This window comes from Bradyrhizobium sp. SZCCHNS3002, assembly GCF_032377435.1.
Classification (GTDB): Bacteria; Pseudomonadota; Alphaproteobacteria; order Rhizobiales; family Xanthobacteraceae; genus Bradyrhizobium.
In genome coordinates this window covers 17,050-34,049 of sequence record NZ_JAUHHY010000026.1, presented here as the reverse complement: position 1 = coordinate 34,049, position 17,000 = coordinate 17,050, and the positions used below count along the sequence as shown (strand labels likewise).

Genomic DNA, 17,000 nt, shown 5'->3' with positions numbered 1-17,000 from the left:
CCCAACCCACGGCGGCCACCCCAATCTCCGTCATTGCGGGCGAAGGCGGACACGTCGCTGCGCTCGCAATGACGCGAGTGGCGAGATCGCGACCCAAACTCCCGAGCAGCGCGCAGAAAAAGCAAGACAAGCCCTATCGCTCCCGCGACGCCATCCGCGCCCGAGTGATGCCCGACATCTCACCCTCCTCGAACAGAGGGCGCAGGGAAGACCGGGCGCCGGCCGGCGCCCATGGTCCGCGTGCAACAAAAAGCACGCGGCAGAACCACAGGCTCAGCCGAGATCACCCGGCCTTCCCTGCGCGATGGTGTTACGACTTATACGCGCTCTTCCCGGGGACCGGCTTGTTGGCCCCGTCGCGGACGACACGTCATCGCCCACTTGGCATCAGCACCGGGATGCCAGAACCACGCGACTTCCTCGTCGCACCGGGATCGTTCGTCCGCGCGAGCAAGCCCGCGCTGCGTCCCTATGCGCCCACCGCATCCCGCACCCGACGTCCGTGACGATCGCGAAGCGCCCCCTCAACGGGACGGGATGTGCGGAGTAGAGCATGATTTCGGATAATGCGCAATAGCGTTTTTCTTGGAGAACACCCGAACGAGCGCAAGCGTCCTGAAGTTGTTCGTGAATTTTGCTGTTCGCCGCGAGAACTGGCTCACGCCGCGCTCGATCCGGCGGTAGCTAAGTGCAGCGTCGCCACAGTCTTGCAATCGCAATGGCCATGAATTTTGCACGGGGCCTTTCCAGCCGCCGCCATACGACCCAAGCGCGTCCCCCCCCGAAAATCTCGAATTACAACTCTGCCGCTGCGACAAGGTTGAAACGCCGACTAACGGCTTGCTCTTCAATTCACCCCCCGGTTGTGATAACAATACCTAAACGCCACAGTGGGGGATTCATGGCAGCAGTAGAACACGCAATTGACATCCGGGCCGAGGCGATCCTGAAGGGACTTAGCGAACTACAAGCGCTATTACAGGAGCCCATAACTCAGAATGCGTTGGACTTAGATAACAACGCTAAAACCGCCCATCAGCACAACATACTAAATCGAACGCATCGAAGCCTAACGCAATATTTGAAGTTGGAGGGCGACCTCTTCTACATCGGCCTGCTGGGCCATTTCTCGACAGGAAAATCAAGCACAATAAATTCGGTTCTTGAGACGTGGGGCTCTGAGTTCGAACGCCCGACTGACCTGAATCCCACCGACGACACAATTAGCCTGATAACGCGCCCGGCGAATGAGCAGTATTTACTTGGAGTCATACGTGAGGGGACCGTCCCTATACGATCCAAGCCAATCGACAACCAACTTCTTGACAACATTGTGCTTGTTGACACTCCGGGCACGGGCGATCCGGCGTTAGTCGAGGAGATTGCAAGAGATTTCCTACCCATATGCGACGTAATATTGTTCTTCTTCTCAGCGGCTAGCCCGCTCGATAAGGACGACATGCCCCTGCTTGAGGAACTTCACAAGCGCCTACCGTTTGTGCCGATCTATTTTGTTGTTTCGCGAGCAGATGAATTGCGACGCAACATGCTGGCCCCAGCGTCCGATGACAACATAGATACAAACAAACGCACCAGATTTTTCGATGATGTCCTAGGGCGACTGAACAAACTACTAAAGCCCAAGCTTTATACGGAGGAGCAGTTTATCCTTATCGATAATCGGTACCGATATAACATCGATGAAATTAGAGAGTTTATGCGATCCCGTTGCGATCCGACGAACACCAGAGCCAAGCTTGCGATGCATAGCCACAAGCTCGGTTACTTCGCAAGAATTGCAAAAGACCTCAGGGGATTTTTCGAGACATTTTTGGATCACAAGCTCGTTGAACTTAATAGGATCGTCCATACCGCCGAACAAAATCGTGTCCGCTACAATGAAAACGTGCGGATATCAAACAACAATCTAACGAAGACGTGGATAGACCAGTTAAGCACTGTCAACTTAGAGGGCGAGCGCGTTTCGAACGGCCTGACCGATCCCGAGTCGCTACCGACTGCTCTCGAGTGGTTTGAACCAATCAAGAAGAGACGGCAGGAGATCGCTGCCGACAATTTAGACGATGCACGGCTCACGGCTCGACACATCAGCGAGACGTTGAAGCTCAGAATATCTGGCAGCATCTCCGAACAGATACACGAATATGAGATGGCCAGCCTCGAAGACTTGGTGGCGAGCGCGGAAAACGCTGCGGCTCCAATCTCACTGAAGCTTCCTCAGATGGATATAAGCGCGACAATGCCTTTGATATCGTCAAGGATGCTGACGCGGTGGGCCAATTTTAGAGAGACAAAGGCGAGCACTCTGCGCGATGCGGCGGCCAAACTCCGGAAGATTATGGAAGATGCAAGCGCGCTTATACAGGCTGGCTCGCCTTTTGTTGAATGTGAAAAGATTGTTCTGGCCGCGCAAAATTCGCTCGCTGGAGATCTGACGCGTTTTTTTGGGAGTGCCGAATTATACCGCGCGGGAGTCTTTACTCACACAACAAAAGAATCAATCGGCGCGCTCGGGCTCGGGAAAGAACTTGATGCACTCGAAGTCGAACTCGACGAAACGGATAGAGCAAAATTCACCTCAGACGCAACGAATAGCCTTTTTCCCGGATTTTCCGAAACAACGAGCAGTGCTCGCACACATATGTTGGCAATGGAAAAGAAGCTACGACCTCTCGTCGTCAAAATAAATGAGCTCAAAGTTCCATCTCCGAACAACAACTATACACTCCTTGACAGCCTAGTCGCGACAGAAAGTCATCTGCTCGTCCAAGATCTATTTCGAGAACTACGCGACGACGTCGGCTTATTCCTTGGAACGCTAGAAACGAAGCTGTCGAGTATCGCCGTAGATAGGAGGCGCGCTTATAAACTAGAGATTGCCGATGCGCGACGCCGTCGTCGCCTCCTATACGGCGGCACATTGTTGGCTGGCGTTCTGTTGGGTGTATGCACGTATTTTGGATATACTCACTCTGTCGACATACCGCAAAATGACTTCCACGCCGTTGTTTGGAACATTGTTGCTCAGTTGATTTGGGCGCCAATTGCGTTTTTGACGGCAAAAGCGATTGACAAATTCCCCAAGCGATCAGCGACAATAAGGAGCGAGCACCAAGCACTGCTTCGGAGTGAGCTTGAAAGCGCCGCTCAAAGAGAAACAAGCACCCACGAGTTCGTCGCGATTAGCATACCCGTCCTCATAAAGCGACTAGAAGGAGTATATCAGACTGTCATCGACTACGATCCTGATAGTTGGAGTACGGCCGCGACTGAACGACTGAGCGCGTTATGTGATTTGCATTCTGAGTTCATCGAAATTCGAAGAGAATATGCTGAGCTGGTAGAGTCGGTAACAGACAAGATCTCTTCGTATTTCAGTGATGCGACTAAAAACGTGCAACTCCTCAATTCGGTCGCGGACAAGATTAAAGCGCAAGCGATCGAACCATCCTTCAAACTGCTTGGTGACACCCGGGAGTCACTGAATCGGATCAGACAGCAGGTCCACGAAGTCGAGTTTGGATAACCGGCACGAGGAATGACCCGTCAGCTTCCGATCGTCTACAGACTGAAGGCGATCAGGCAAGTCGAGCAAGGCGAAGGCGCTCTGCACGTCGCTCGTGACCTCGGCATAACGCCCAAGCTTTTGCACGACTGGATCAAGGGGCGGGGCCCAAAGGCCATGCTGTTACGAGGCCTCACTGAGCCCTCGGGTGAAACGTTGAGTATTCAGCTAGGCCTGCGTTTAAAGGTATGAGGACTGTTAGGACGATGTAGGACCAAAATCGGACCGTTGGCAACGATTGACCAATTCTCTTGCCGAGAGCATCCGGGAGCCAATACCCGCACGGTCAAATCGTGTATTTCTTGATTAGAAATGTGATCCGCGTTCATTGTCAGCATAATAGCTTGATTGTTGAGAGATCGCGGATGTTCTTTGAAGACGGGTTGACCGGGTGGGGCGGCCAGTTCCCACCTGAGCCAATTGAGAGGCGTTTTGTCGACCTGCTCTTTGGAGTCAAATCGAGTGAAGCCTCCCAACCCGACGATATTGAAATCAGTATCGATCCCTATCTCCACCACAACATGAAATGCAGGTTGTGGAGACCTATTCTCGATACGAGCGATTAGATTAAAAGGCCTCGACTCTTCTTCTAAAAATCGGAGGGTCTCTCTATTTCCTTCTAAGAATGATAGATTCACAAAGAGATCAGGCGTTGCGGTCCGCCGCATGACGTCCTTGATCTGATAATCTTCCATCGCCCGGACTTCGAGTCCGAACCTCTGATAGTACCGGTGATCCGGCGCCTGATGCGGCCCGATCAATGACTGAGGAACCGAGATCACGAAGCCGAATTGCGCTTCACTCAGCGGCACAGGGTCAATAGAATACTCGGGGAGCCTAGGTTTTATGCGGGCGTTCAATATCTGACTTATCCAGTCCCGGGTAATCGACGGGTCCGCAACTCCATTGTCGACCTCGATCGGCCCATTTGTCTTTTTGTTCTCGTTAATTCCGTAAATGATCTGACCACCTGCTGAGTTGGCCAGAGCTGAAACATTGATACAGAGTTCCGTAATCTTCTCCTCGTCGCGGCGAAGAGACCGAGAGTCCTTGAACTCCAACGTTGTGCCTTCGACAGCACCGTCAGTCAGCAACCGCTCCAAGTCGGCGCGTGCTTTAAAGGTTCGAAACTGATTGACCATCAGCGAATCCAGATTGAGCCTCTTACCGAGGTCAGCTTTGCCCTGTAGACAGAAATGCATTTAGCGTAGATCGATTCGAGAAGTTAAGGCGAGGCCTCGATGTGCGTCGGGATAGTATTGGGTCAAGTCGGTACAGGTTAAAGCGCAACTTCAACGGCTCCGTCGGTAATTGGTTGCGAAATCCACGTCGGGTTCGGCGCTATGGAAGTGATGGACCTTTATGCGGCCTACGGTTTGCTGCGAAACCAAAGAATTGCGGGAACAGGCAGAAATAGGAAGACGGGCCATTCGGTAGGCGATCGACTCGAGCACCCTCACCGTAACGCTAGCAAAGACCTCACGGCCAAACCGGCGCCCCCTCCAGCCCTGCCGTCTCCTCCAGCCCGCACATCAAATTCGCGTTCTGCACCGCCTGCCCCGCCGCCCCCTTGCCGAGATTGTCGACGACGCCGAGCGCCATCACCAGGTTGCGGTCGGGGTCGGCGGCGTAGCTGACGAAGGCGAGGTTGGAGCCGGTGGCCCATTTGGTCTGCGGCGGCGTGTCGGTGACGCGGACGAAGGCGCTGTCGGCGTAGAAGCGGCGGGCGGCGTCGAGGCATTGCGCCGTCGTGGCGCGGCCGCGGGCGTAGATGGTGGCGAGGATGCCGCGGGTCATCGGCACCAGATGCGGCGTGAACACGAGGCCTGTGGCGCTGCCGCCGCTGATCCGCGCGATGGTGCTTTCGATCTCGGGCATGTGGACGTGCCTGAGCAGGCCGTAGGGGATCAGGTTCTCGTTGCTCTCGGCGTAGCCGAACTTGGCTTCGCCGCCGCGGCCGGCGCCGGAGATGCCGGTCTTGGCGTCGATCACGATGTTCTCGGGCGAGATCAGCTGCGCGGCGAGCAGCGGCGCCAGCGGGGTCAGCGCCGCCGCGGGGAAGCAGCCGGGATTGGCGATGCGGGTCTTGCCCGCGATCTCCCGTGGCCAGACGTCGGCGAGGCCGTAGGTCCAGCCGTCGGCGTAGCGGTGGTCGCCGCCGATGTCGACGATCTTCACGTGGCCGGGCACGCGCGCCAGCGCCTCCCGCGAGGCGCCGGTGGGGAGCGAGGCGAACAGCACATCAAGCGGCGGCAGGCGCGCGGGGTCCCACTTCTCGATCACGAGATCGGCGAGTTTTGCCGGCACGCCGGGGAAGCGCTCCGCCAGCCGCTGGCCGGCGCTGCCCTCGCCCGCGGCGTAGACCAGCTCGAACGCGGGATGCCCCGCGACCAGGCGCATCGCCTCGCCGCCGCCAAAACCGCTGATCCCGACGATGCCGATGCGAATGCTCATGGGTGGGGTCCTGATGCTTGCTCAAGGGAGAATTTCGGGAGCGCGACGCTTACTCTGAATGCGACGCCCATTTCGATCGTGTTGAATTGAGAATGGGCCTCATTTCATCATTGATATCAGCCGCAGATGAATGTCCGTCCGGGAAGACTTCAAGCGCGCCGACGGTGCTGGCCTCGGGCAGCGGCAAGAAGAACGCCTCACGCATATAGGCAATCGCGTAGAGGCGAAAGTTGGTATCGAGGGCATCCAGGTGGCGACCGATCATCATCACGAGCTGCGATGCGGGAGCGCCGACCTCGGCTGCGTTGCGCAGCGCTCGAACCAGGGTCGGATCGAGGTTCATCCTGTTGTTTCCGGTTTTTGGACGCGCACGAAACCTAAGGGAGTTGCTGGGCCCCTGTGTGAAACTCACGACTGCCTGCTGCCGTTCGTCTCCATCAGTCCGAGCGGCAGCGAAAATTTCTTGCAGTCACTGGGGTCACCGCAACGCCGCGGCTTTCGTCTTCGGCTTGGCGCGGGCCGGCTCGGCCGTCAACCGGATTCCCATCGCATTGATGATCCGCAGGACGGTCGCGAACTCCGGGTTGCCGTTCTCGCCGAGGGTCTTGTAGAGACCCTCCCGCGTCACGCCGGCGGCCTTGGCGACCTGGCTCATGCCCTGCGCGCGGGCGACGAGATTGAGCGCGTCGCGGACCTCGGCGGGATCGCCGTCGGCGAGCACGAGGTTGAGATACTCGGCGCGGGCGGCGGGGGTGCGGAGGTGCTCAGCGGCGTCGAATGTCTTGAGCTTGCTGATTTTCATCCTCAATCCTCCAATGTCGCCGCGAGGTCCTGGGCCTTCTTGATGTCCTTGTCCTGGGTCCGCTTGTCGCCGCCGCAGAGCAGGATCACGACGGTCTTGCCGCGCCTCGTGAAATAGACGCGATAGCCGGGGCCGTAGTCGACGCGTAGCTCGCTGACCGCACCACCGACCGACTTGGCGTCGCCGAAGTTTCCCGCGGCCACCCGGCTGATCCGCCGGACGATGTGCAAACGGGCGCGCTGATCGCTCAACGCAGCCAGCCAACGCGAGAAGCCGGGCGTTTCGCGAACGTCGACCATGCGGGGAGTGTAATCTATGGATTACAAAGACGCAAGTACACGATGTGCGAGGCTGGACTAGGCAATCGCGGTAGAACGGCTGCCAATGAGTTACTCCGTCATGCCCGGGCTTGTCCCGCCTGCGCGGCCATAGCCGCTTCGGCGCGGCGAAGGCCCGGGCATCCACGTCGTTCCCAGGATGCCGGACGACGTGGATGGCCGGGACAGGCCCACGGCTGTCCGGTTCAGCTTCCGCATATTGCGAGGCTCAACTGTTGTGGGTTTTTGGCAAGTTGGGGTGGCCCCGTGAGCAATTGATCGATGGGGCGGCGATGCATGAGGTTGGTGCGGACCAATCTGGCAAAGACCAAGGGGCTTTGGATTGCCTTCTGAAGGTCTTGCGCGAGGCGAAGCAAGAGGAAGGCGATCAGGGCAACGGCGATCTGGATACGAACGGCGTTCTCAGAAGTCCCGAGGAACCTGGTGATCTTGAGGGTCTGCTTGACCCAACGAAAGAACAACTCGATGGCCCAGCGGCGACGATAGAGGTCGGCGATCTCTTGAGCGCTGGCATCGAGGTCGTTCGACAGGATGCGCAGGATCTTTCCCGTTTCCAAGGTGACGCGCACTTCGCGCACCGCAGTCTGCATTGGATTGCGGCGGCTGTAGGCTTGGCGTTGTGGAAGGAAGCCGATGCGGTCGGAGAGGATGTTGCCATCCGCGATGACAGGCAACTCCTCCACGACCCGCAGCGGCGTATTGGATTTGAACCGGGTCACGATTCGACAACCGGCGGCGTCCAGTTGAGCCCACCAAGCATATTCATAATAGCCGAGATCGAAGACGTAGGTTGCTCCCGGCTCGATGGGCATCTGATGCGCTGCAGTATTGTCGTTGACGTTGGCTCCGCTGATTGCCGCATAAATCGGCCGGTCGGCGTCGGCATCATAGATCACATGCACCTTGGCACCGCAGACACCGGTAGAGAACCGTGCCCAGCCAGCGCTGGCTTCTGTCAGCCGTACGCTGGTCGAATCAATCAAATACGTCGTCTCGGCAAGCTTGCGGCGTAACCGGCGATGGGCCTGCTTCATCATGATGGCCAACAGGGCGGCAAACATCTCCGCAGGCCGATTCATATTGGCGTCCGCGAAAGTCGAGCGGCGGACAGGGCCCCCACCCAGGTGATAAAGCCGCGCGGTGTGGCTCGACAGCCCGGTGACAATCTCACGCAGACTGGAAGCCCCCGAAAGCTGGCCGTACAGCAGCGCCACAAATTGGTCTTTGGTGGAAAGCCGTCGAATCCGCGCGTCCGTGCCATGCTCGTCCACAAGCGCCTCGAAGCGATGCCAGGGGACCAACTTCAGAATGTCTCGGAATACTGTATTCTGATGCGGCATGGCGGGACCTTCCTGGTGTGTCTCGAACATTTGGCGATGCTCAAGACCGCAGAAGAATCCACGCCATGCACCATGTCCAGTCTGTCTGAACCGGACAGCCGTGGGACAGGCCCGGCCATGACGATGTGGAAACGGATGAGCGTGGACGCGCGAGCTGCGTGCGCGTCAGGCCCCCCTCACAGCCACGGCGCCGGCGTGTCCATCGCGATCAGCTGCTCGACCTCGATGCGCGGGCGGATCACGGCCGACTGGTCGCCCTTGACCAGCACCTCGGGGACGAGAGCGCGGGTGTTGTAGGTGCAGGCCTGGACGGCGCCGTAGGCGCCTGCGGTCATGATGGCGAGGAGGTCGCCGGGCTGGGGCTCGGGCAGCGCGCGGTCCAGCGCGAGGTAGTCGCCGCTTTCGCAGACCGGGCCGACGACGTCGGCCACGAAGGCGGGCGCGTTCGGCGCGGGCTGCTTCACGGGCAGGATGTCGTGGTGCGCCTCGTAGAGCGTCGGGCGGATCAGGTCGTTCATCGCGGCGTCGATGATGACGAAGTTCTTGGCCTCGCCATGCTTCACATAGATCACCTTGGCGACAAGGATGCCGGCATTGCCGACGATCATGCGGCCGGGCTCGAACATCAGCGTGCAGCCGAGATTGTGGCTGACGCGCTTGACCATCGCGGCATAGGCGGCGGGCTCCGGCGGCACGGCGCGGTCCATGTGATAGGGGATGCCGAGGCCGCCGCCGAAATCGACATGGGAGATGTCGTGGCCGTCGGCGCGCAGGGTCTGCACGAACTCGGTGAGGATGCGGAACGCGGTCTCCATGGGACCGAGATCGGTGATCTGGCTGCCGATATGGACGTCGACGCCGGTGACCTTGATGCCCGGCATCTTGGCCGCGCGGGCGTAGACGCGGCGGGCGTGGTCCAAGGGAATGCCGAACTTGTTCTCCGACTTGCCGGTCGAGATCTTGGCGTGCGTGCCGGCATCGACGTCCGGATTGACGCGGATGGAGATGCGGGCGGTGTGGCCGGTCTCCACGGCGAGGCGCGCCAGCAGGTCGAGCTCGGGCTCGGACTCGATGTTGAGGCAGTGGATGTCGGCCGCGAGCGCGGCGCGCAGCTCGGCCTCGGTCTTGCCGACGCCGGAGAACACGATCTTGCGCGAGGGAATGCCGGCCGCCAGCGCGCGCTTCAATTCGCCGCCGGAGACGACGTCGGCGCCGGCGCCACACTTCGCCAAGGTGCGCAGCACCGACTGGTTGGAGTTGGCTTTCATCGCGTAGCAGATCAGCACGTCCTGGCCGGCGAAGGCGTCGGCAAACACGCGGTAGTGCCGCTCCAGGGTGGCGGTGGAGTAGCAGTAGAACGGGGTGCCGACGCGGTCGGCGAGGTCAGAGAGGTTGACGTCCTCGGCGTGCAGCACGCCGTCGCGGTAGTCGAAATGGTTCATGGGTCGGGTCCGCGCGCGGGGCTGCGAGATTGAGTGATTGTGGCGGCGAATTGCCGGGAAATGGGTGGGATTGTCAATTGAGGTGCCACCCTCCCCTCGAGGAGGGGGAGGGGCGATCGCCCGCGGAGTTCGCTTGTGGCCGGCTATCTCTCCGGCGTCATGCCCGGGCTTGACCCGGGCATCCACGTCCGTCCCAGGATGCCACACCACGTGGATGGCCGGGTCAAGCCCGGCCATGACGGTGGAATTAGGCGGGCTCGATCTCGGATGCCCAGCTGGTCAGTTGAGGAAGGCCGCAGCCGCTATTTGCTGTCGAGCAGCGGGTCGAGAATGAAGGGTTTCTTCTGGCCGCGGGTGGCGGCGGGGGCGGCGTCGGCGCCATAGCCGGAGTTGAACAGGCCGGGCTTGTTGGCGTTTTCCGTCGCGGTGTCGGCGGGGGCGGCCGAAAGCTGCGGCGCTGGCGGGGAGTTGGCCGGCAGGTCCAACGGGCCCTTGCGGCCGCAGGCGGCCAGCAGCAGGGCTGTGGCGCCCAGGACGAGGACGACCCGGGCGGCGGAGGTTGGACGGCGAGCGCTAATCACGTGTGAGATCCCCATGCGGGCGGCACCATACAGAGATTGGACCGGCCTGACGAGTGCGGGAGTGCCACGCCGGGCCGATCAAATTTCAGACGGAGCCCTACTTTCGCTGTTTTTCCAGCCGCTTCAGCCAGGCCTTGGCCTGCGCGGCGACGTTCTTCGGCGCGGTGCCGCCGTAGCTGGTGCGGCTCTTCACCGAGGATTCCACCGAGAGCACGCCGAGCACCTCGGCGGTGATCTTGGGCTCGACCTCCTGCATCGCCTTGAGCGGCAGCTCGTGCAGCGCGACGCCCTGCTTCGAGGCGAGCGCGACGATGCGCCCCGTGACGTGATGGGCCTCGCGGAACGGCATCTTCAGGCTCCGCACCAGCCAGTCGGCGAGGTCGGTCGCCGTCGCATAGCCCTCGCCGGCGGCGGCCTTCATGCGGGCCTCGTCCGGCACCAGGTCGAGCGCCATGCCGGTCATGGCGCGGATCGCCAGCGACAGCGCGGCGAACGCCTCCATCGCGCCCTGCTTATCCTCCTGCATGTCCTTCTGGTAGGCGAGCGGCAGGCCCTTCATGACGATCAGCAGCGCGTTCAGCGCGCCGATGACGCGGCCGGTCTTGGCGCGGACGAGCTCGGCGGCGTCCGGATTGCGCTTCTGCGGCATGATCGAGGAGCCGGTGGTGAACTTGTCCGACAGCTTGATCAGGCCGACCAGCGGCGAGGTCCAGATCACGATCTCCTCGGCGAAGCGCGACAGGTGCACGGCGCAGATCGAGGCGGCCGACAAGGTCTCCAGCACGAAGTCGCGGTCGGACACGGCGTCGAGCGAATTGGCCATCGGGCGGTCGAAGCCGAGCGCTTCCGCCGTGGCGTGGCGGTCGATCGGGAACGAGGTGCCGGCGAGCGCGGCCGCGCCGAGCGGGGATTCGTTGAGGCGCTTGCGGGCATCGAGGAAGCGGCCGCGGTCGCGCCCGGCCATCTCGACATAGGCCAGCAGGTGGTGGCCGAAGGTGACGGGCTGGGCGGTCTGCAGATGGGTGAAGCCGGGCATCACGGTGCCGGCATGGTCGAGCGCGCGGGAGGCGAGCGCGTGCTGGTAGGCGGCGAGCGCCGCGTCGATGTCGTCGATGGTGTCGCGGACGAACAGGCGGAAGTCGGTCGCGACCTGGTCGTTGCGCGAGCGCGCGGTGTGCAGGCGGCCGGCGGCGGGGCCGATCAGCTCGGACAGGCGGCTCTCGACATTCATGTGAATGTCTTCCAGCGCCCGCTTGAACTCGAACGAACCCTTGGTGATCTCTGACAAAATCGTGTCTAGACCCTTCCCGATATTTTTCGCATCACCCGCCGTGATGATGCCCTGGGCGGCGAGCATGGCGGCGTGCGCCTTGGAAGCGGCGATATCCTGCGCGTAAAGGTGGCGATCGACGTCGATCGAGACGTTGATGTCCTCCATGATCTCGTCGGGACGCTCCGAGAACCGTCCGCCCCACATCGTGTTGCTCATGCCTGAACCGCTTCCAAGACCTTGCTGATCGCCACGGGATGGGACACACCGTCCGGACTCCCGACATTCGCGCCTCTGATAGCCGCAACCGACCCGAGATGACAAACGATAAGCCGGATACGTCCCCTGCCCGCCCCGCTTCCTCGCGGCGAACGCTGCTCGCGGCCGGTGCCGTGGCGGTGGTCGCCGTGGCCGGCCTCGCCGCGGCGACCTTTGGCGGATTGCTCAAGGGACGGCCGGCGGGCGACCAGGCCTGTCAGGCGGCGGTCGCCACCGCCAAGCGGATCTCGCCGCTGATCAAGGGCGAGGTGGCGGCGCTGACGGCGGCCACCGTTCCGCTGCGACTGCCGGACCTCGCCTTCGAGGACGGCACGGGGGCAGCGAGGAAGCTGTCGGATTTCCGCGGCAAGACGGTGCTATTGAACCTGTGGGCGACCTGGTGCGTGCCCTGCCGCAAGGAGATGCCGGCGCTGGACGGGCTGCAGGCCAAGCTCGGCGGCGACGCCTTCCAGGTGGTCGCGGTCAACATCGACACCCGCGATCCGGAGAAGCCCAAGGCGTTCCTGAGCGACGCCAAGCTGACCCGGCTCGCCTATTTCAGCGACCCGAAGGCCAAGGTGTTCCAGGATCTGAAGGCGGTCGGCCGCGCGCTAGGCATGCCGACCTCGGTGCTGGTCGATGCCCAGGGCTGCGAGATCGCGACCATCGCGGGACCTGCCGAGTGGGACAGCGCCGACGCGGTCAAGCTGATCCAGGCGGCGACGACGAAGACAGCGGCGGGGCTCTGACACTCAGCGTTTTGCAGGAAGCTATTTCCAGGCCGTCATGGCCGGGCTTGTCCCCGGCCATCCACGTCGGCCGGCATGCGCAGAACCGCGTGGATGCCCGGGACAAGCCCGGGCATGACGAGTGATCGATTGGCGGGAGGCGGGCCCTTCATTTCCGGCCGGTGGGGACCAGACCGACGGCCCGTCCCGCTCAGGCGGCGATGTTGAGGTTGCCGCCGACGCCGGGGCCGGCATTGGCGAGCGACAGCGTCTGCTGCGCGCCGCCGAGCAGCGTCAGCACCGCGTCCTTCTGGGCATTCAGGTTCTGCTTCAGCACCGACGTGGCGACCTGCTGCTGTGTCGCACCCGCCTGCTGCGCCATGACCGCAGCCACCAAGCTCATGTCCATACGCGTACAACCTCTCGTTACGGCGAGGTTAAGCCGCGTCCCTTAACGAAGCGTATCGATGGCGCCCAGCGGCGGTAAAATCAGCGGGTCGGCACCGGCTTGGGGCCGCGATAGTCGTAGAAGCCGCGCTGCGTCTTGCGGCCGAGCCAGCCGGCCTCGACATATTTCACCAGCAGCGGGCACGGCCGGTACTTCGAATCCGCCAGCCCTTCGTGCAGCACCTGCATGATGGACAGACAGGTATCGAGGCCGATGAAGTCGGCCAGCTCCAGCGGCCCCATCGGGTGGTGCGCGCCGAGCTTCATCGCCGCGTCGATCGCCTCGACATTCCCCACGCCCTCATACAGCGTGTAGATCGCCTCGTTGATCATCGGCAGCAGCACGCGGTTGACGATGAAGGCCGGGAAATCCTCGGACACGGCGACCTGCTTGCCGAGCCGGCCGACGAACTCCTTGGCCGCCTCGAAGGTGGCGTCGTCGGTGGCGATGCCGCGGATCAGCTCGACCAGCTCCATCAGCGGCACCGGATTCATGAAATGAATGCCGATGAAGCGCTCGGGCCGGTCGGTGCAGGCGGCGAGCCGGGTGATGGAGATCGACGAGGTGTTGGAGGCGATGATCGCCTCCGGCTTCAGCACCGCGCAGAGATCGTGGAAGATCTTGCGCTTGACGTCCTCCTTCTCGATCGCGGTCTCGATGACGAGATCACAATCGGCGAGGCCATCGAGGGTTTCGCTGATCGAGATATGGCCGAGCGCCTGGTTGCGGGCGTCCTCGGAGATCACCTTCTTCGCGACCTGGCGGGTCAGGTTGCCGTTGATGGTCGCCATGCCCGATTTCAACCGATCAGCGGTGACGTCGTTGAGCACCACGTCGAGCCCGGCCAGCGCGGCAACGTGCGCAATGCCGTTGCCCATCTGTCCTGCGCCGATCACTCCGAGCTTGTTGATCTGAGCCATGTTGTCATCCACCCGAACGGCACGCCTGCTGCGCCCGTCCATGCCCTTGGAAGTGAGAACACCGGCCGCCGCGGTCCCATGCGGCCGGTGTCTTGAGCGTTACTTGCCGAGCTTGCCGAGCGCGTCGGTCAGCTCGGGAACCGCCTGGTAGAGGTCCGCCACCAGGCCGTAATCGGCCACCTGGAAGATAGGCGCGTCCTCGTCCTTGTTGATCGCGACGATCACCTTGGAGTCCTTCATGCCGGCCAGATGCTGAATGGCGCCTGAAATGCCGACGGCCACATACAGTTCCGGCGCGACGACCTTGCCGGTCTGGCCGACCTGCCAGTCGTTCGGTGCGTAGCCGGCATCGACCGCGGCGCGCGAGGCGCCGACGCCGGCGCCGAGCTTGTCGGCGAGCGGCTCGATGTACTTGGCGAAGTTCTCGCGGCTCTGCATCGCGCGGCCGCCGGAGACGATGATCTTGGCCGAGGTCAGCTCGGGACGATCGCTCTTGGCGACCTCCTCGCCGACGAAGCTCGACAGCGCCGGATCACCGGCCGCCGCCACGCTCTCCACCGCCGCGCTGCCACCTTCGCCCGCGGCTGCGAACGTGGAGGTGCGCACGGTGATGACCTTCTTGGCGTCCTTCGACTTCACGGTCTGGATCGCGTTGCCGGCATAGATCGGCCGCTCGAACGTGTCGGGCGCCACGACCTTGATGATCTCCGACACCTGCATCACGTCGAGCAAAGCGGCGATGCGCGGCATCACGTTCTTGAAGCGCGAGGTCGCCGGCGCGACGATCGCGTCGTAGTTCGCGGCGAGCTTGACCACGAGATCCGCGAGCGGCTCGGCGAGATCATGCGCATAGGCAGCATCGTCGGCGAGCAGCACCTTCTTGACGCCGGCGAGCTTGGCGGCGGCGTCGGCCGCGCCCTTGGCGCCCTGACCCGCGACCAGCACGTCGACATCGGCGCCGAGGGCTGCAGCCGCCGTCAGCGCCTTGTTGGTCGCGTCCTTGACGGACGCATTGTCGTGTTCGGCAATCAGCAGCGTGGCCATCAGAGCACCCCCGCCTCGGTCTTGAGTTTGTTGACGAGCTCGGCGACGTCCTTGACCTTGACGCCGGCCTTGCGGCCCGCGGGCTCAGCGGTCTTGATCACCTCGAGCCGCGGCGTGAGATCGATGCCGGTGTCGGCGGCGGTCTTCTCGGCGATCGGCTTCTTCTTCGCCTTCATGATGTTCGGCAGCGACGCGTAGCGCGGCTCGTTGAGGCGGAGATCGGTGGTGACGATCGCCGGTCCCTTCAGCTTCACGGTCTGCAGGCCGCCATCGACCTCGCGGGTAACCTTGAAGTCGGACCCTTCGACCTCGAGCTTGGAGGCGAAGGTCGCCTGCGCCCAGCCGAGCAGCGCCGCCAGCATCTGGCCAGTCTGGTTGCTATCGTCGTCGATCGCCTGCTTGCCGAGGATGATCAGGCCAGGCTGCTCTTCCTGGGCGACCGCCTTGAGGATCTTGGCGACTGCGAGCGGCTCGACATTGCCTTCGGCCTTGACCAGGATGCCGCGGTCGGCGCCCATCGCGAGCGCGGTGCGGATCGTCTCCGAGGCCTGCGCGGGCCCGATCGAGACCACCACCACCTCGGTCGCCTTGCCGGCTTCCTTCAGCCGCAGCGCTTCCTCGACGGCGATCTCGTCGAACGGATTCATCGACATCTTGACGTTGGCGAGTTCAACGCCCGATCCATCGCTCTTGACGCGGACCTTGACGTTGTAATCGACCACCCGCTTGACCGGCACCAGAACCTTCATCGATCCTCTTTCGCTCTAAATTGTCCGGGGTTGACCTTTCGGGCGCGGAACCTAAAGCGCCCATCCCCCCCGGTCAACGCGCGACGGGCGAAAAAAGCAGGCCCGCACGCCCCCGGGTTAACGGTTTTGCCCCGGCACCCACAACACGTCGCCGGCGCCGTTCCGGTTCGCCGCCCTGCTGGCGACGAACAGGAAATCCGACAGCCGGTTCATATAACGAATGGCGGCCTCGCTGACCGGCTCGTCCGGCTTGCCGGCGAGTTCCGTCATGATCCGTTCCGCCCTGCGGCAAATGGTACGCGCCACATGCAGATGCGCCGCCGCCGCGGTCCCTCCGGGCAGCACGAACGAGGTCAATGGCGCGAGCCGCTCGTTCAGTGTGTCGATGTCGCGCTCCAGACGGTCGACCTGGCTGGCGACGACGCGCAGCCGCTCGGCCTTGCCCTCGCGCTGCGGCACCGCGAGATCGGCGCCGAGGTCGAACAGATCGTTCTGGATCAGGCCGAGCATCGCATCGATTTCGGGCGCATCAGCCAGATGCAGCCGGACCACGCCGATCGCGGCGTTGGTCTCGTCCACGGTTCCATAGGCGGAGACGCGCAGATCGTATTTGGGACGCCGCTCGCCATTGCCGAGCGCGGTCGTGCCGTCGTCACCGGTCCGCGTGTAGATGCGATTCAGGACCACCATGCTGCGTTCTCAACGTCCGTTTCTCGACGCCTCGGCGTCTCGGTCTCAGCGCCCCATCGCCCAGATCGCCGCCATGGCAATGACGACCGCGACGAACTGCAGGATCACCCGCCAGCGCATCAGCTTCTGCGACAGGTTGGGCGAGCCGCCCCGCGTCATGTTGACGAGGCCGAGAAACAGCACCAGCGCGACCGCGCCGACGGCGATGGGAAGGATGAATTTACCGAGAAGTGAAGCCATTCGGGCTAGATAACACCGCAGACGCAGGAGCGCCATGCCGGATCGGACCGCCAGAGGCCGCAACTTCTGGCTTTTGGGCCCGTAATATCGGATTGTACAAATCACATCGT

At 62.2% G+C, this 17,000-nt stretch carries 17 protein-coding genes; 2 read left to right on the top strand and 15 right to left on the bottom strand.

The annotated features are described in order from the left end of the window. Window positions 1-901: 901 nt before the first annotated feature. Window positions 902-3,547 carry a hypothetical protein gene (locus QW845_RS33060; protein ID WP_315805692.1) on the top strand — a complete coding sequence of 882 codons (2,646 nt, stop codon included), beginning with the start codon at window positions 902-904 and terminating at the stop codon, window positions 3,545-3,547. Window positions 3,548-3,750: 203 nt separating this feature from the next. On the opposite strand, the gene QW845_RS33055 is transcribed toward QW845_RS33060, so the two are convergent. The 9 genes from QW845_RS33055 to argH form a co-directional block, all read right to left on the bottom strand. After that, window positions 3,751-4,728, bottom strand: coding sequence for an ATP-binding protein (locus QW845_RS33055; protein WP_315805691.1), 978 nt, complete (start codon window positions 4,726-4,728; stop codon window positions 3,751-3,753). A 337-nt stretch (window positions 4,729-5,065) separates the two neighbouring features. Beyond that, on the bottom strand, window positions 5,066-6,040 hold the full coding sequence (argC, locus tag QW845_RS33050; protein WP_315805690.1) for an N-acetyl-gamma-glutamyl-phosphate reductase: 975 nt from the start codon (window positions 6,038-6,040) through the stop codon (window positions 5,066-5,068). 49 nt (window positions 6,041-6,089) lie between these two features. Continuing rightward, the gene (locus QW845_RS33045; protein ID WP_315805689.1) at window positions 6,090-6,383 is read right to left on the bottom strand and encodes a hypothetical protein; all 294 of its coding nucleotides are present in this window, start codon (window positions 6,381-6,383) and stop codon (window positions 6,090-6,092) included. Between the two features lie 135 nt (window positions 6,384-6,518). Continuing rightward, window positions 6,519-6,842, bottom strand: a complete 324-nt coding sequence (locus tag QW845_RS33040) for an addiction module antidote protein (protein WP_315805688.1) — start codon at window positions 6,840-6,842, stop codon at window positions 6,519-6,521. 2 nt (window positions 6,843-6,844) lie between these two features. Continuing rightward, window positions 6,845-7,141 carry a type II toxin-antitoxin system RelE/ParE family toxin gene (locus tag QW845_RS33035; RefSeq protein WP_315805687.1) on the bottom strand — a complete coding sequence of 99 codons (297 nt, stop codon included), beginning with the start codon at window positions 7,139-7,141 and terminating at the stop codon, window positions 6,845-6,847. Between the two features lie 224 nt (window positions 7,142-7,365). Further along, on the bottom strand, window positions 7,366-8,520 hold the full coding sequence (locus QW845_RS33030; protein ID WP_315800429.1) for an IS4 family transposase: 1,155 nt from the start codon (window positions 8,518-8,520) through the stop codon (window positions 7,366-7,368). A gap of 176 nt (window positions 8,521-8,696) precedes the next feature. Further along, the gene (gene lysA, locus QW845_RS33025; RefSeq protein WP_315805686.1) at window positions 8,697-9,962 is read right to left on the bottom strand and encodes a diaminopimelate decarboxylase; all 1,266 of its coding nucleotides are present in this window, start codon (window positions 9,960-9,962) and stop codon (window positions 8,697-8,699) included. Between the two features lie 302 nt (window positions 9,963-10,264). Continuing rightward, window positions 10,265-10,558 (bottom strand): LPS translocon maturation chaperone LptM, encoded by a 294-nt coding sequence (gene lptM, locus QW845_RS33020; protein ID WP_315805685.1) that lies wholly within the window; start codon window positions 10,556-10,558, stop codon window positions 10,265-10,267. A gap of 82 nt (window positions 10,559-10,640) precedes the next feature. Continuing rightward, window positions 10,641-12,032 (bottom strand): argininosuccinate lyase, encoded by a 1,392-nt coding sequence (argH, locus tag QW845_RS33015; protein ID WP_315805684.1) that lies wholly within the window; start codon window positions 12,030-12,032, stop codon window positions 10,641-10,643. A 98-nt stretch (window positions 12,033-12,130) separates the two neighbouring features. Here argH and tlpA point away from each other — a divergent pair, with 98 nt between their 5' ends. Continuing rightward, the gene (gene tlpA, locus QW845_RS33010; RefSeq protein WP_315805683.1) at window positions 12,131-12,820 is read left to right on the top strand and encodes a thiol:disulfide interchange protein TlpA; all 690 of its coding nucleotides are present in this window, start codon (window positions 12,131-12,133) and stop codon (window positions 12,818-12,820) included. Between the two features lie 190 nt (window positions 12,821-13,010). Here the strand turns inward: tlpA and QW845_RS33005 are convergent, their stop codons facing one another. From QW845_RS33005 to QW845_RS32980, 6 genes are all read right to left on the bottom strand, one after another. Continuing rightward, complete coding sequence (locus QW845_RS33005) at window positions 13,011-13,208, bottom strand: putative motility protein (protein WP_315805682.1); 198 nt, start codon at window positions 13,206-13,208, stop codon at window positions 13,011-13,013. 80 nt (window positions 13,209-13,288) lie between these two features. After that, window positions 13,289-14,167 carry a 3-hydroxybutyryl-CoA dehydrogenase gene (locus tag QW845_RS33000; RefSeq protein WP_315718147.1) on the bottom strand — a complete coding sequence of 293 codons (879 nt, stop codon included), beginning with the start codon at window positions 14,165-14,167 and terminating at the stop codon, window positions 13,289-13,291. A 99-nt stretch (window positions 14,168-14,266) separates the two neighbouring features. Beyond that, on the bottom strand, window positions 14,267-15,211 hold the full coding sequence (locus QW845_RS32995; RefSeq protein ID WP_315805681.1) for an electron transfer flavoprotein subunit alpha/FixB family protein: 945 nt from the start codon (window positions 15,209-15,211) through the stop codon (window positions 14,267-14,269). Next, window positions 15,211-15,960 carry an electron transfer flavoprotein subunit beta/FixA family protein gene (locus tag QW845_RS32990; RefSeq protein WP_315805680.1) on the bottom strand — a complete coding sequence of 250 codons (750 nt, stop codon included), beginning with the start codon at window positions 15,958-15,960 and terminating at the stop codon, window positions 15,211-15,213. Before QW845_RS32990 ends, QW845_RS32995 begins: the two co-directional genes overlap by 1 nt. A gap of 117 nt (window positions 15,961-16,077) precedes the next feature. Further along, complete coding sequence (locus QW845_RS32985; protein WP_315805679.1) at window positions 16,078-16,650, bottom strand: cob(I)yrinic acid a,c-diamide adenosyltransferase; 573 nt, start codon at window positions 16,648-16,650, stop codon at window positions 16,078-16,080. Window positions 16,651-16,695: 45 nt separating this feature from the next. Then, complete coding sequence (locus QW845_RS32980) at window positions 16,696-16,890, bottom strand: twin transmembrane helix small protein (RefSeq protein ID WP_015664263.1); 195 nt, start codon at window positions 16,888-16,890, stop codon at window positions 16,696-16,698. Window positions 16,891-17,000: the final 110 nt, after the last annotated feature.

Excerpts from the sequence above, each read along its gene's own strand:
- QW845_RS33035 (WP_315805687.1), bottom strand. The coding sequence starts at position 7,141 with ATGGTCGACGTTCGCGAAACGCCCGGCTTCTCGCGTTGGCTGGCTGCG.
- QW845_RS32985 (WP_315805679.1), bottom strand. The coding sequence starts at position 16,650 with ATGGTGGTCCTGAATCGCATCTACACGCGGACCGGTGACGACGGCACG.
- lptM (WP_315805685.1), bottom strand. The coding sequence starts at position 10,558 with ATGGGGATCTCACACGTGATTAGCGCTCGCCGTCCAACCTCCGCCGCC.
- lysA (WP_315805686.1), bottom strand. The coding sequence starts at position 9,962 with ATGAACCATTTCGACTACCGCGACGGCGTGCTGCACGCCGAGGACGTC.
- argC (WP_315805690.1), bottom strand. The coding sequence starts at position 6,040 with ATGAGCATTCGCATCGGCATCGTCGGGATCAGCGGTTTTGGCGGCGGC.
- QW845_RS33055 (WP_315805691.1), bottom strand. The coding sequence starts at position 4,728 with ATGGTCAATCAGTTTCGAACCTTTAAAGCACGCGCCGACTTGGAGCGG.
- QW845_RS33060 (WP_315805692.1), top strand. The coding sequence starts at position 902 with ATGGCAGCAGTAGAACACGCAATTGACATCCGGGCCGAGGCGATCCTG.
- QW845_RS33005 (WP_315805682.1), bottom strand. The coding sequence starts at position 13,208 with ATGGACATGAGCTTGGTGGCTGCGGTCATGGCGCAGCAGGCGGGTGCG.
- QW845_RS33040 (WP_315805688.1), bottom strand. The coding sequence starts at position 6,842 with ATGAAAATCAGCAAGCTCAAGACATTCGACGCCGCTGAGCACCTCCGC.
- QW845_RS33000 (WP_315718147.1), bottom strand. The coding sequence starts at position 14,167 with ATGGCTCAGATCAACAAGCTCGGAGTGATCGGCGCAGGACAGATGGGC.
- QW845_RS32995 (WP_315805681.1), bottom strand. The coding sequence starts at position 15,211 with ATGGCCACGCTGCTGATTGCCGAACACGACAATGCGTCCGTCAAGGAC.
- QW845_RS33045 (WP_315805689.1), bottom strand. The coding sequence starts at position 6,383 with ATGAACCTCGATCCGACCCTGGTTCGAGCGCTGCGCAACGCAGCCGAG.
- QW845_RS32980 (WP_015664263.1), bottom strand. The coding sequence starts at position 16,890 with ATGGCTTCACTTCTCGGTAAATTCATCCTTCCCATCGCCGTCGGCGCG.
- argH (WP_315805684.1), bottom strand. The coding sequence starts at position 12,032 with ATGAGCAACACGATGTGGGGCGGACGGTTCTCGGAGCGTCCCGACGAG.
- QW845_RS33030 (WP_315800429.1), bottom strand. The coding sequence starts at position 8,520 with ATGCCGCATCAGAATACAGTATTCCGAGACATTCTGAAGTTGGTCCCC.
- tlpA (WP_315805683.1), top strand. The coding sequence starts at position 12,131 with ATGACAAACGATAAGCCGGATACGTCCCCTGCCCGCCCCGCTTCCTCG.
- QW845_RS32990 (WP_315805680.1), bottom strand. The coding sequence starts at position 15,960 with ATGAAGGTTCTGGTGCCGGTCAAGCGGGTGGTCGATTACAACGTCAAG.